Raw genomic sequence first — 13005 nt, 5'->3', positions numbered from 1 at the left:
TCCTGCCCAGGTGGTGACGGCAGCGAACACGCAATGCCCGCTGCGACCCGTTCGGCAGACCACAGCGCAACCAATGCATCCAATACGTCGTCGCGCGCGGCCATGCGTCGTGGCACTGCGGCCAACAGGGCCTCGACCTGTGTGCCTAAGACCGCCGACAACAGTTGCATGCGTTTCGCGGCTCCGGCTTCTGACTTCTTCCCCTCGGCTATCCGCACGCCGCCATTGCACGCCCTCGCTCAGGAACGGGACTGGGAGCAGTTCCACAGCCCCAAGAACCTGGCCGCCTCGCTGTCGATCGAGACCGCCGAAGTGCTGGAGCACTTCCAGTAGCTCACCGAGGCGCTGAGCCGCGAGCTCGACGAGGGCGCAAGCCAAGGTGGCCGACGAGATCGCCGACGCCCTACTCTATCTGATGCAACTGGCCGACGAGCTAACCATCGACCCGCCGGCCGCTGCGCGTGACAAGGCGAAGCTGACCAAGCGAGCCATCTCAGAAGAAGATCGGATCAAGGCAAAGGAGGAAGCCCCAACTCCGCCAGGAAAGCGTTGTGGCGCTGCTTCGCCTCCGCAATCTCCTTCTCGATCTTCTGGAGATCGGCGTGCACGGCCTTGAGATCGATCTCTTCCTCCGCCTGCGCCGTGCTGACATATCGGGAAATGTTTAGGTTGAAGCCGTTGCGCTCGATCTCCGCCATGTCCACGCGGCGGGCGTAGCGCGGCGCTTCCTTCCGGTGGCGGTAGGTGTCGACGATCTTCTCGATGTGCTTCGGCAGCAGGTGATTCTGGCGTTTGCCCTTCTCGAAGTTTTCCGCGGCGCTGGCATTGATGAACAGTATGTCGTCCGGCTGCTTGCACTTCTTCAGCACCAGGATGCAGACCGGAATGCCGGTGGAGTAGAACAAGTTGGCCGGCAGCCCGATCACGGTATCGATATGGCCGTCCTTGAGCAGCTTGGTACGGATGCGCGCCTCGGCGCCGCCCCGGAACAGTACGCCGTGGGGCAGGATGATGGCCATCACGCCATCGTCCTTCAGGTAGTGGAAACCGTGCAGCAGGAAGGCGAAGTCCGCCGCCGACTTGGGTGCCAGGTCGTAGTTGCGGAAGCGCATGTCCTCGCGCAGCGCCTCGTTGGGCTCCCAGCGGTAGCTGAAGGGGGGGTTGGCCACCACCGCATCGAAGCGCGGCATGCGCGCCGGGTTGGATTCGCGCAGCCAGTCCCAGTCGTTGAGCAGCGTGTCACCGTGGTGGATCTCGAACTCCGAATCCTTCACCCCGTGCAGCAGCATGTTCATGCGTGCCAGGTTGTAGGTGGTGATGTTCTTCTCCTGCCCCACCAGCTTGCCGATGCCATGCGGCCCCATGCGCTTGCGCACGTTGAGCAACAGGGACCCCGACCCGCAGGCGAAGTCCAGCACCTGGTCCAAGTGCTCGCGCGGGCCCGCCGCCGGGTCCTGCCCGTCGAGGGTGACGATGGCCGAGAGGATGTCCGAGATCGGCTGCGGCGTGTAGAACTCGCCGGCACTCTTGCCACTGCCGGCGGCGAACTGGCCGATCAGGTACTCGTAGGCATCGCCTAGGGTGTCGCTGTCAGTGGAAAACTGCGCCAGACCCTTCGCAATCTCCCGCACGATCTTGATGAGTTGGTCATTGCGTGTCTTGCGCGTCTTGCCAAGCTTCTCCGAGTTCAGGTTGATTTCGGAGAACAGCCCTTGGAAGGTGCTTTCGAACGACTTTTCCTCGATATGCCTGAAGGCATCCTCCAGCGTGCTCAGCAGATTGTCGTCTTGCTCCCTCGCCAGGTCGGCGATGTTGGACCACAAGTAATCCGGGGGAATCACATAGTGCACCTTGCGGCGCATCTGCTTCTCGAACGCCGGCACGTCGTCCTCGTTGTCGGCATACCAGAACGACAACGGTGCGAACCGGTCACCTTCCTCCAGTTCGGGATAGTCCTCGCCCAGTTCTCGCTTCGCCGCGGCCTCGTAGTTGTCCGACAGGTAGCGCAGAAACAGGAAGGCCAGCATGTAGTCGCGGAAATCGTCCGCATCCATGCTGCCGCGCAGCTTGTCGGCGATGCGCCACAGGAGCTTGCCGAGTTCGTTCTTTTCGTCGTGGGTCATGCCGTTTTCGCTTTCGTCTCGTCCTGGCGCAGTTGCTCGGCGGAAATCCGGACCAGTTGACCGTCCTTCACCACCAGCAGATCGGTCTCGGTCTGGATCGCGGTCCGGCGCGCGAGCGCGGCCGCGCGCCGCAATGCGGCCAGTGAAGCGCGCAGTTCCGGGCTTCTCGCCTGGGACAGGTCCTTGGCTTTCATGTGTTCTCTCCCCACTCCAGCAGCACCGGCTCCGGGCCGGCATTGTCGTACAAGGCCCAGGCATCCACTCGGGCCTTGTAATGATGATGGAAATTGCGCAAGCCGGCCGCGAAGCGGCGCCGGATCACGGGTTCCGGAATGTCATGACCGCCTTGCTTCACCCGCTCGGCGACACGGCCGATGGCGGCTTCCATGTCGGGCAGCGACAGGAAGTAAAGACTGACGTGGTAGCCGAGCCTCCGCCATTGGTCGATGTGCCGGCGATAGCTCAGGCCGGACAGCGTGGTCTCGAAGGCGAAGCTTTCGCCGCGCCGCACGCATTCGTCGATCTCCTGCAGCATCAGGCGCCCGGCCTTGACCGCCTCAGCCTCTGGCGCGAACGGCGACAGCCCGGCCGCGATCAGATCGGCGTTGATGAAGCGTGGGCAGTGCGCAACTTCCGGCAGGAAGACGCGGGCGAACGTGGTCTTCCCGGCACCATTGGGGCCGGAGATGATGATGATGCGTCTGGTCATTGCAGCCGCGCCTGATTGCGGGACGCACCGGCACCGTCGGCTTCAACCGCCGCAGAACCTTCTTGGACGCCCTCCATGTCTGGCAACAAGGCTCTGTTGAACGGGTAGAACGCGAGGAAATCATCCAACACCTTCTCGAAGTGCTCGCGGTTCTCCTGCAGCATCTCCACCGGATCGTAGAACGAGTAGTTGCCGTGACTCATGATGTTGACCACACGGCCGTACAGCGTCGCATCCGGGTCGTCGCTGGCGTCCTGCCTGATGCACACCGAAAACTTGTCGTGACCGTGGAAGATCTGCGCCTTTTCCAGCAGGCTGCGCAATGCATTGAAGTGGTGCGTATAGACCTGCCCCGAGGCGCGCGCGTGGCATAGCTCCTGCAGCAGTGCCAGGTGATGGAAGAACGGTGTGTCGCCCGTATAGGTCAACGCGAACTCCCCCGTCGCTCGATCCCGAGACAACAGACAAGGCGAGAACTTCTTCCTCTTGTCGATGCCGTTGACTTCGTTCCAAAGCACGTTGAAGAACAGTGGGTGATGCGTGGAGATGACCGTCTTGATGCCGTGATCCTTCCGGGCCAGGAATTGGGCCAGATGATTGGCCACGACGATGGCGTTGTGCTCGTCCAACGAGGAGATGGGATCGTCGATGACGATGTACTTCACCCATTGATAGACGACTGCACCATCCATTGCCATTTGCATTACGGCCAGAAAGAAGCACCAGATGAACATGGTTTCTTCACCGCGCGAGACCTTGATCGGCTGGTCAGGAAAGTCACGTCGGTAGAAGCGAACCTCCCACGTTTTTTTGTCATCCTGAAAATAAATCTTAAAGTCAAAATCCGCATAACGGGAAAGTAGCGGGCGAATACGGTTATCCATGTCCATCTCGTCCAGCCCATCGAAGAAACGCGAGCGCGCATTAATAACTAACTTTCTGTCGTAATCGTTGTCCAAGTCATTGTCCCAACTGAACAAATCCTCGGTGTAGGCATTAAAGTACAGCGTGTCACGCGCCTCGCCCTGCCGACCGAGGTCTTTGAAGGCCATTGAAAGCCGAGTCTTACCGACGCCGTTATGTGCATACAGCAGTACAAAGCGCTTGCCTGAGATGTTTTCGGCGCCATCGAGCTCCTTACGCAGGTGTACAGCCAGTGCGGGCAGATCGGCGAACGTGCGGGTGGTCATGTGATGCCTGCCTCCACAGCCGGAAAAAGCCCCTGCATCAATCCCCGCTTGTGCTTTTGGAGAGTAGCGATGCCACGAACCTGCGCGGCAATCAGGTCATCGAGGCAGGAAAGGCAATCAGAAATCTCCATCTGCTCTGCGAGGCTCGGAAACGACACCGGGAGCTGCTTGATGGTATTGGCATTCAAGTTCTTGACACCGCTACCAGCCGCCAAGCTCTGAAAATAGACTTGACTGGAACCGGAGCAAAGCACGTAGTAAAGAAAATCGGGCGCAAGTTGTTTGTTAATTTCCGTGACCGCCAACCAACCATCGTGGATGCAGCAAGTGATCCTGGATAAGTAAGGCCGACCGAAGCTCATTGAATTCGAGAGAATGAGATCACCAGGATGGATCTGCCTTGTCTTCCCGAGTGCAGCGGGGATGACCTTCTCTTCTGTTTTCTCGATGTACTTGGACCCCTTGTCAACATCGCCGATTTTCAGCCAATTAAGCCCATCTTCCTCACTCGTCAGATAGCTATCAATTGGCCGCGGCGAACCACCACGAATAACGTTCGACTTCTCACCCAGCTTTGCGACGCCCCACCCCCCCTTAAATCCAGGAAAACGAAGGCGCGGCAAACTACGCCCCTCGGCGGGGAATAATTGCTGCATCATGCCCTGCTTGTGGAACTTAAGGACGTCGAGCTTGCGGTTTTCTGCCACGATCAACTCATCGACCGAGGAAAGGAAACTAGCAATTTTCCTCTGCTCAGAAGTGGAAGGCAGGGGCGCAAATATCTCATCAACCTTAGAATGAGAGAGGTGCTTAACTGTCGTCTGCGCCGTGCTCCGCTCAATTTCCTGAAGATGGCCTTCGAGAAAATACGGAGCGAACTCAATAACTCCGCCTTCTCTTGCATGCACGCGCCCAACACGCTGATTGAGCAAAGCGCGTCCTCGCTGCCAAACATGAGGCGAGAAGTCACCATCCATCCCTACAAGAACATCTCCATTCTCGACAACAAATCGACCGTCGAACGATCCCGAGAAATAAATTTTTCGCTCGTCCGACCTCAAGTCAGAATTCCTTATGAGCCTAGCCCCATCACCTGATTCGTTAAAGTAACTCGACGAAAATGGAAACCCAGGCTGGAAGGAGAAAAAATCCCCGAACCGAGAACTAGCCCACGCCCCCACAAACTCGGGGAAACGTAGATTTGGCAGCGCCTCCTTAATGCGCTTCGGCTTTCCCTTAGCACCATCTCTTTTACTACGCATACGCACTCAACCCCGCAATCTCCCGCCCCTGCGCCAGCCGCTCCAGCACGGGCGTCAGGTCTTCCATCAATGCCAACTCGCGCTGGGTGCGGTCCTTCCAGCCCAGCCCCAGCGGCGCCATCAATGCGCTCAGCGCCTCGCCGTCGAAGACGCGGCGGCGCAGGATCTCGTCCACGAAGCCCTTGAATTCCAGCGGGTCCAGTCCGTGCGCCTGGGCAATAGCTTGCAGCACATCAGCATTGCGGCGCGTCTTGAACGCCTCGTAGCCTTTGCTAATCTCGACCTCGTCCAAGGGTTCGTCGGTCGGCAGGCCACGCAGGTAATCGACGATCACCTCGCGCTCATCCATGAACTTGGCATCGGCCTGGATCAGGCCGATCACCTGCTCGCGGGTCATGCTGCGCTCTTCCGGCAACTTGCTGCTGTCGCGCGCCACCAGGGCCATGATGTAGTCGTAGTCGATCAGGTTGGAGGCGAACAGCACGAACTCGAAATCCAGCTGCTGCACTTCCGGCGGGGCATTGTCGCCTTCCACCTGCTGTCGGGCCTTGAGCCGCTGTGCGGTTTCCAGATAAGTGCCACGCCAGGCGCGCAGATCGTCCGGGGCGATCACGGCATCCATCTGGGCCCGCTGCTCAGCGGTGATGTCCGTGTACTGGTCCACCTGGGTCTTGAGCCGCTGCACTTCCTTGAACAGGGTGACGAACTGGCTGCGCGCAGCGTCGCCACGCAGGTTGGCGACGTGTTCGGGCCGGCTTGGCAGGCCCTGCGATTGCATGAACGCCTCCAGCCGCTGCATGGCGTCGCCAAGCTGCTCGATGACCGCAGGCGCCGGGTCGACCATCCAAATCTTGCGTGCGCGCTCGTCTTCTTCGCCCGAAAACATCGTGATGGCCTCGTCCACCTGGGTTTGCTGCCGGCGGAAATCGAGGATGTTGCCGTAGGGCTTGGAGTCGTTGAGCACGCGGTTAGTGCGCGAAAACGCCTGGATAAGGCCGTGATACCTGAGGCTCTTGTCCACGTACAGGGTATTGAGGTACTTGGAGTCGAAGCCGGTCAGCAGCATGTCCACCACGAGGGTGATGTCGATCTTCTCCGCACCCTTGCCGGACAGGTCGCCATCGGGAACCTGCTGCAGCTTGATGCGTTGCTGCACATCCTTGTAGTAGGCATCGAACTCGCCGATGCGAAAGCTCCCGCCATAGCGGGCGTTGTAGTCGGCGATGATGCGCTTGAGCGCCGCCGCCTTGCCATCCGGGTCCTCGCGATTGTCGGCCTGCTCCTGCGGCAGGTCTTCCTGCAACTGACGCACGTCGGCCGCATTACGGGCGGCCTCGTCCCCGCCCTCGGCGGCGACGGCCTGGGCCGGCGGCGAAAACACACAGGCGATCTTCAGCGGGCGGAAGTCAGGGTCGCGCGCCTGTAGTTCGGCCTGCACTTCGTCGAACAGGCCGTAGTACTCGATCGCGTCGTTGATCGAGGCGGTCGCGAGCACGGCATTGAAGCGGCGCTGCGCGGTGGCGGCGTCGTGCTTGTCCAGGATTGTCTCGACGATCTTGCGCTTGGGCAGCGGATCGCCCACCTTAGGCGGCCGTTCGCCCTCGGGCTTGAAGTAGTCCACGTGGAACTTCAACACGTTGCGATCGTCGATGGCGTGGGTGATGGTGTAGGCGTGCAACTGGCGCTGGAACAGGTCCTGAGTGGTACGCAGCCGCTTGTGCTCGCCTTCGCACTGCACGCTGGAGGCGTTCTTCTCGAAGATCGGGGTGCCGGTGAAGCCGAACAGCTGCGCCCTGGGGAAAAAGTCCTTGATCGCCTGATGGTTGTCACCAAACTGGGAGCGATGGCACTCATCGAAGATGAACACCATCCGCTTGTCGCGCAGGGGCGTGAGCCGCTGGGCATAGTTGCGTTTGTTGGCGCCGTCCAGTGCCAGACCCAGCTTCTGAATGGTGGTGACGATCACCTTGTCGGCCTTGTCGTCGGAAAGCAGACGGCGCACCAGGGTCTCGGTGTTGGTGTTCTCCTCGACGCAGCCTTCCTGGAAACGGTTGAATTCCTCGCGGGTCTGACGGTCCAGGTCCTTGCGGTCCACCACGAACAGGCACTTCTCGATGTCCGGATTGTCCTTGAGCAGGGTGGAGGCCTTGAACGAGGTAAGCGTCTTGCCGCTGCCGGTGGTGTGCCAGACATAGCCGTTGCCGCCATTCTTCTCGATGCAGTCGATGATGGCCTTGACCGCGTAGATCTGGTAAGGCCGCATCATCAGAAGCTTCTGCTCGCTGGCGACCAGTACCATGTAGCGGCTGATCATCTGCGCCAGCGTGCACTTTGCCAGGAAGGCATCGGCGAAGGCGTCCAGGTGAGCGATCTTGCGGTTGCCCTTGTCGGCGAACTGATAGACCGGCAGGAACTGCTCGTCGGTGCTGAAGTTGAAGTGGCGCGGGTTGTTGTTGGCGAAGTAGTAGGTTTCGATCCGGTTGCTGACGATGAACAGCTGCATGAAGCACAGCAGCGTACGGGTGTAACCGTTGCCAGGGTCGGCTTTGTAATCGACGATCTGCTGCATGGCCCGGCGTGGGCTGATGCCCAGCGTCTTCAGTTCGACCTGTGCCACCGGCACGCCGTTGATCAGCAGGATCACGTCATAGCGGTGATGGCTGCTGTCGTGATTCATGCGCAGTTGGTTGACCACCTCGAAGGTGTTCTTGCACCAGTCGCGGGTGTTGACCAGGGTGTAGTGCAGCGGGGTGCCATCGTCGCGGATGAAGGTGGAGGTTTCCCGCAGGCGCTGGGCCGCGATGAAAACGTCGGCGGTGATGATCTCTTCCAGCAGGCGCGCGCGCTCGCTGTTGGTCAGGTAGACCCGGTTGAGCGCGTCGAACTTGCTCAGGAAATTGCTTTCCAACGCCGCGCGATCGCGGATGTCGGGGCGCAGGACGTACTTCAATTCGCCTAGTTTGTCGATGAGTTCCTGCTCAATGGCACTTTCCTTGACTTTCATGGCGGTCTCTCTTTACCAACTTGCAGTACCTCTGCGAACGCGCAGAGGAAGGCAGCATTCTAGCGCGACCTACCAGGCGCTCGAACTGGTCTTACAAAGGTTCTCCCGGCGATTCAGGCCGGCCAATAGAGCCGCTTCAGCGGCACGATTCGCTTAGTCTCAGCATCCGTTGCGTCGTAGTGCTCAACCAGCGCACGCACCACATGCTCCAGCGTCCACATCGCCAGCGGGATGGAAGCGCGGTCGGCTTCGTATTGAGCATCTTTGGTGAAGCCGCCCGTGCTGACATACAACCCGCGATCGTCCTTGTGCCTGCCGCCGAGGAAGCTGCGGATTTCCTGGCTTCCCATCTGTCCCTTACGGTGCTTGACCTCGACGACGATGCGCGGGTGTTCGAAGCCGAAGCCATCGGGCGAGGCCACGATGTCCTTGCCTCGATCGGCTCCGGCAGGGGAGACCTGCGTCTTGTAGCCCATCGCACGCAGGATGCCGGCGACCAGTTTCTGCATGTCGTCCCAGTCGAGTTCGCTAACGCGGTCCTTGATGCGCTCCACTGCCTGGGACTCGATGTCGGCCAGCAGGTCGGCCGCCACATCTTCTGTCTCGTCCTCCACCTTGGGCGCCGGCTTGCCCTTGAGGACTTGCAGCACTTCGGTTGCCGCATTGGCGGGGACTTCGAACAAGGTCAGCGTTGAGCCCAGGCTGTTCTTGGTACTGGTGGTCAGGCTGTCGCGCGGCAGTTCCTGGCTCTGCCACTGCACCTTGCGCACCAGGGGCATGCCCTGCTCGGCCCATTCGGGGTGGTGTTCCGCGGGGCCTGCCACCTTGCCGATCAGGTACAGGCGGTTGGCGGGCGAGTAGCTGATGACCCAATCGCCGTTCTGGATGTCGTTGACGAAGCGCCAGACCTGGGACGCACCCGACACCGCGGTGCCGCGCTTCACCTGGGGCTCGACCCCCTGGTAGAGGGCGATCAGCTCTTGCCGACCGACGCCCGGCTTGGCGTGCGCAGCCAGTTGGTTCCAGCCGACCGCGACCACGCCGCGCTCTCGAAAAGCGTCGTACAGGCTGCCGCCTTCGCCACGTACCATCCACATCCGGGTCATTGCCAAGCCTCCTTTGTACCGATTCCCATTGTCCCATTCGCGAGGCGAGCGCACACGGCCGACACGGCGCTGCCGGCTTTCTTGAGGTTGCGCTTGACCCTCCACGGGGCTGGAGGTTACGGCGCGCGGGCGCTGGCCTGCCGATGCCAGGCGCGCTGCTATCACTCGGCCCGGGCCGGGTCAAAGCCCGCGGCCTTACTGCGAGCGTGGTCCAGACGGGCTTCGAGCCTGCGAATCACTTCATGCGCGGGGACGCTGCCGCCTGGCCGATTTCGGGCGACCGCTTGCCGCTGACGCAACTGGATTTGCGCGCGCACAGCGTGCTCGACGAAGCTGTCAAAGGTCTCCCCGTCCCTGAGGACGGCGTCCACTTCGTTGCGAAGACTGGGTTCCAGACGAGCCAAGGGCAGACTCATGGTCTTCATGCGGCGTCCTGCGCGACAGTAGACTCCATCATCCACGATCCACGCTCGCCGGGCGATGCGGCCTGCCCAGCCCCCTTCGACCATAGATGGCTCGTGGCTTTTCCTCTGCCCCTTTGCTGGACGGATCAGTGGATCGGCGTCCTTGAGGCTTTGTATGGAATCGTCCTGCCACCACCACCTCAGTCCAGTGCATCCAAGCCCGCTCCACCGGTCTTGGCCTGATGCGATCCCGCGGCGACAACGCATGACCCCGCCTGACATGGCCAGGATGCTCGGCTCCGCTCTGCTCCTGTCGCTCGCCACCACCGCCTGCGCACGGGATACGACCATGGACCACACCGACCGACACGATGCCTTGCTCGAGGCGGCCACGGCTGCGGGCACGCACGGCGAGGATATCGAGATTCTGCCCAACACCCGCCTCGACCACGCCGGTTGCCAGTTCCATACCGCGCTCGCCAAGGACCGTTTCGATGCGCCTGAGCGGGCGCTCGCTACGCTGCCTGACGGCACGGTCGTGGCCGCGGGCGATGAGGCGGGCCTGGCCCGGCTGTTGTCGACCTGCGGTGCGGATGCACCTGCGGACTGGTGGGCGGACGTGGTGGCGCGCTTCGCCGATGCCGTCGAGGGCAAAGCGGTGCACGCGCGCAACGCGGCCGACATCGCAGCCATCGCCGCGCTGGGGGCCAGCTATGCGCCACCATCGCTTGAGCGCACTGGCAGCGGCGCGGTGCTGCACTTCGTCGCGATCGCCTATGAGCCCACGCGCGCGGCCGAGGTCGTGGCGCGGCTGCAGGGCGATGCATCCATTGAAGTGACAGCGACGCCGGTCGGTCACTGACACCGCCGGGTGGCGGCGTCCGCGTCGACTACCCCTGCCCGCCCCGTCACACGATCACAGGCGTCACATCCCCCACCCGGCGCAGCCGCCCGCGCGTTTCCAGCAGGTCCACGGCCAGGTCGAGTTCGTCGTCGGCCAGCAGCGGGCCATCGCCGGCGATCGCGTAGCCCACCCAGCGGCCGCGGCCTTCGTGCTTGGCGCGGTACAGCGCGGCATCGGCGATGCGCAGGCTCAGCGGCCAGTCGCCGCTGCGGCTGGGGTGGGCGGGAAACAGGCTGGCGCCCATCGAGACGCTGAGCACGACGGTGCCGGTGGGGCGCACCAGCGGTTCGGCCTGCAGACGTTCGCGCAGGCGGCGGAACAGCGCAGGCGCGTCGGCCAACGTGCTGCCGGGGCAGATCCACAGGAATTCCTCGCCGCCCCAGCGGGCGATGACGTCGCCGGTGCGGCCGCAGTCGCGCAGGATGTCGCCCAGGTGCATCAGGGCGTGGTCGCCGCCTTCGTGGCCGTGCAGGTCGTTGACGCGCTTGAAGTGGTCGAGATCGAGCAGCGCGACGAGCATCGGTGCCTGCGCTTGACCTTGTGCCTGGGCGGCGACGCGCGTGTCCAACCAGGTCTGCACGTAGCGGCGATTGCGCAGGCCGGTCAATGCGTCTTCTTCGCTCTGGCGGCGGATGGCGGCGTTGAGCTGTTCCAGTTCGCGGTGCTGGGCCTCGATCTCGACGTTCTTGCGGGCGAGTTCGGCATTGGCGTGGCGGCGTCGGCGGCCTTCGCGCAGCTTCAGTACGACAAAGGTGCCCAGCGCCAGTAGGGCCGCCAGCAGACCGTAGACGATGCTGCGCTGGCGCTGTTCGCTGGTCTGCAGCGCGGCGAAGGCGACCTGCTCGTCGGCGCGGGCGCGCTCGACGGCGGCCAGTTCGCTCTCCTTGCGGGCCAGGCTGATCGCCGATTCGAGCTCGGCGATGCGCGTGCGCGATTCGACGTTCACCGATTCGTCGTTGAGCGTCTTGTATTCGCGCATCAGCGCGAGCGCCTCACGGTGGCGGCCCAGCGCATCGAGGGTGTCGATCATGCGCGGGTAGAGCTCCAGCCGACGCGGCACGTTGTCGGACTGCGCGAACAGTGCACGCGAGCGCTCGAACGCGACGGCCGCGGCCTCGTGTTCGCCCAGGTCCGCATGCGCGGCGCCGATGTTGGAGTAGACGATGGCGGCCTCGCCGTTGTCGCCAGCCCCTTCGATCGCAGTGGCGGCTTCGCGCAGCAGCGGCAGTGCCTCGCGCGGGCGATCGAGCCGACGCAGCACGTTGGCCAGGTTGTTGAGGGCCGCCACCGGCGAGACGCCTTCGGCGCGTGCGCTGTCGAGTGCCTGGCGATATAGCGCTTCGGCCTGGCCCAGGCGGGCCGCGCCTTCGTAGCCCGAAGCGAGGTTGCTCAGGATCTCGGCGCGCGACAGGCCCGGCCGCGGCTTGGCGTCATAGGCGGCCAACGCGCGGCGGCCGTACTCGATGGCCTTGGGCCAGTCCTGGGCGTAGACGAAGACGCCGGTGGCGTTGTGGAGCAAGGCCGGGTCCGCCGGGCGGTTGAGCGCCTTGCCCACGCGCTCGACTTCCAGCAACGCCTCGATCGCCTCGGGCATGTGGCCCTGCTGGGCGGAGACGATGAAGACGATCTGGTTGGCGTTGTACTCCACCAGATGCGGGTGCGTGGGCACCTTCGACAGCGCGATGCGCGCCACGCGCAAGGCGTCGTCCTGCGCGCCCATGTTGTAGTAGGACGCAGCGAGTTGCCGCCACAGTTCGGCAAGGTCCTGCTCGCCGCCGAGGCGGGTTTCCAGCCGCGCGGTCTCGGTTTCGAGTTCGGCGATGCGCGCGGCATCGCGGGCCTGCCCGATGGCGCCGTTGAGCTTCTTGAGCAGGCGCAGCGTCTGCTCGGGCGTCAATTGCGCGCCGGTGCGAAGCGCGCTGCCGATCTCGATCACGGCGTCGCGTCGGCCGGCGGCGCTCGCGGCGTCGACCAGCGCCAGGCCCAGCGCGACATCTGGCGCAGCGGCCACGCTCGCCTGCCAGGCGGGTTCGCCGATGCGCAGGGCCGCGGCCGGGTCGCGCGAGGTGAGGTCGGTGACGCAGGCCGGCAAGTCGTCCGGCGTCGTGCAGGATGCAGCGGTTGCCGGGTCGGCGGCCAGTGAGGGAACGGCGGCAGCAAGCAGCCACGGCAACAGCAACGAATGCGAACGGGCGCGATGCGACATGGACAGGTCCCCAGCAAGACACTGGCGCGCTGGCGTTCCCTGGCCGACCGGCGCGCCGCCGTCGATCGCCCTCCCCGGTCTGCGACGCGGTGTCGCA

11 protein-coding genes are annotated in these 13005 nt (G+C 63.0%); 1 reads left to right on the top strand and 10 read right to left on the bottom strand.

Going from position 1 to position 13005, the window contains the following annotated elements; translation table 11 throughout:
• The 9 genes from WAF18_RS14700 to WAF18_RS14660 form a co-directional block, all read right to left on the bottom strand.
• A partial coding sequence (locus WAF18_RS14700; RefSeq protein WP_337245761.1) for a DUF429 domain-containing protein occupies positions 1–218 on the bottom strand: 218 nt, incomplete at its 3' end.
• A gap of 291 nt (positions 219–509) precedes the next feature.
• Positions 510–2123 carry a type I restriction-modification system subunit M gene (locus WAF18_RS14695; protein WP_337245760.1) on the bottom strand — a complete coding sequence of 538 codons (1614 nt, stop codon included), beginning with the start codon at positions 2121–2123 and terminating at the stop codon, positions 510–512.
• Positions 2120–2317, bottom strand: coding sequence for a hypothetical protein (locus tag WAF18_RS14690; protein ID WP_337245759.1), 198 nt, complete (start codon positions 2315–2317; stop codon positions 2120–2122). Before WAF18_RS14690 ends, WAF18_RS14695 begins: the two co-directional genes overlap by 4 nt.
• Complete coding sequence (locus WAF18_RS14685; protein WP_337245758.1) at positions 2314–2832, bottom strand: zeta toxin family protein; 519 nt, start codon at positions 2830–2832, stop codon at positions 2314–2316. Before WAF18_RS14685 ends, WAF18_RS14690 begins: the two co-directional genes overlap by 4 nt.
• Positions 2829–4022 (bottom strand): AAA family ATPase, encoded by a 1194-nt coding sequence (locus tag WAF18_RS14680; RefSeq protein ID WP_337245757.1) that lies wholly within the window; start codon positions 4020–4022, stop codon positions 2829–2831. Before WAF18_RS14680 ends, WAF18_RS14685 begins: the two co-directional genes overlap by 4 nt.
• Complete coding sequence (locus WAF18_RS14675; RefSeq protein WP_337245756.1) at positions 4019–5284, bottom strand: restriction endonuclease subunit S; 1266 nt, start codon at positions 5282–5284, stop codon at positions 4019–4021. Before WAF18_RS14675 ends, WAF18_RS14680 begins: the two co-directional genes overlap by 4 nt.
• A complete protein-coding gene (locus WAF18_RS14670; protein WP_337245755.1) occupies positions 5277–8288 on the bottom strand; it encodes a type I restriction endonuclease subunit R in 3012 nt (1003 codons plus the stop codon). Before WAF18_RS14670 ends, WAF18_RS14675 begins: the two co-directional genes overlap by 8 nt.
• Positions 8289–8401: 113 nt before the next feature.
• Positions 8402–9394 carry a restriction endonuclease gene (locus WAF18_RS14665; protein WP_337245754.1) on the bottom strand — a complete coding sequence of 331 codons (993 nt, stop codon included), beginning with the start codon at positions 9392–9394 and terminating at the stop codon, positions 8402–8404.
• Positions 9395–9555: 161 nt separating this feature from the next.
• A complete protein-coding gene (locus WAF18_RS14660) occupies positions 9556–9819 on the bottom strand; it encodes a YlcI/YnfO family protein (protein WP_337245753.1) in 264 nt (87 codons plus the stop codon).
• A gap of 328 nt (positions 9820–10147) precedes the next feature.
• On the opposite strand from WAF18_RS14660, the gene WAF18_RS14655 reads away from it, so the two are divergent.
• Complete coding sequence (locus WAF18_RS14655; RefSeq protein WP_337245752.1) at positions 10148–10660, top strand: hypothetical protein; 513 nt, start codon at positions 10148–10150, stop codon at positions 10658–10660.
• Positions 10661–10706: 46 nt separating this feature from the next.
• On the opposite strand, the gene WAF18_RS14650 is transcribed toward WAF18_RS14655, so the two are convergent.
• The gene (locus tag WAF18_RS14650) at positions 10707–12908 is read right to left on the bottom strand and encodes a tetratricopeptide repeat-containing diguanylate cyclase (protein ID WP_337245751.1); all 2202 of its coding nucleotides are present in this window, start codon (positions 12906–12908) and stop codon (positions 10707–10709) included.
• Between the last annotated feature and the right edge of the window lie 97 nt (positions 12909–13005).

The sequence above is a fragment of the Luteimonas sp. gir genome (assembly GCF_037198055.1).
Lineage (GTDB): Bacteria > Pseudomonadota > Gammaproteobacteria > Xanthomonadales > Xanthomonadaceae > Luteimonas > Luteimonas citri_A.
This window is presented reverse-complemented; position numbering and strand designations above follow the sequence as displayed.

Excerpts from the sequence above, each read along its gene's own strand:
- WAF18_RS14695 (WP_337245760.1), bottom strand. The coding sequence starts at position 2,123 with ATGACCCACGACGAAAAGAACGAACTCGGCAAGCTCCTGTGGCGCATC.
- WAF18_RS14690 (WP_337245759.1), bottom strand. The coding sequence starts at position 2,317 with ATGAAAGCCAAGGACCTGTCCCAGGCGAGAAGCCCGGAACTGCGCGCT.
- WAF18_RS14685 (WP_337245758.1), bottom strand. The coding sequence starts at position 2,832 with ATGACCAGACGCATCATCATCATCTCCGGCCCCAATGGTGCCGGGAAG.
- WAF18_RS14680 (WP_337245757.1), bottom strand. The coding sequence starts at position 4,022 with ATGACCACCCGCACGTTCGCCGATCTGCCCGCACTGGCTGTACACCTG.
- WAF18_RS14675 (WP_337245756.1), bottom strand. The coding sequence starts at position 5,284 with ATGCGTAGTAAAAGAGATGGTGCTAAGGGAAAGCCGAAGCGCATTAAG.
- WAF18_RS14670 (WP_337245755.1), bottom strand. The coding sequence starts at position 8,288 with ATGAAAGTCAAGGAAAGTGCCATTGAGCAGGAACTCATCGACAAACTA.
- WAF18_RS14665 (WP_337245754.1), bottom strand. The coding sequence starts at position 9,394 with ATGACCCGGATGTGGATGGTACGTGGCGAAGGCGGCAGCCTGTACGAC.
- WAF18_RS14660 (WP_337245753.1), bottom strand. The coding sequence starts at position 9,819 with ATGAAGACCATGAGTCTGCCCTTGGCTCGTCTGGAACCCAGTCTTCGC.
- WAF18_RS14655 (WP_337245752.1), top strand. The coding sequence starts at position 10,148 with ATGGACCACACCGACCGACACGATGCCTTGCTCGAGGCGGCCACGGCT.
- WAF18_RS14650 (WP_337245751.1), bottom strand. The coding sequence starts at position 12,908 with ATGTCGCATCGCGCCCGTTCGCATTCGTTGCTGTTGCCGTGGCTGCTT.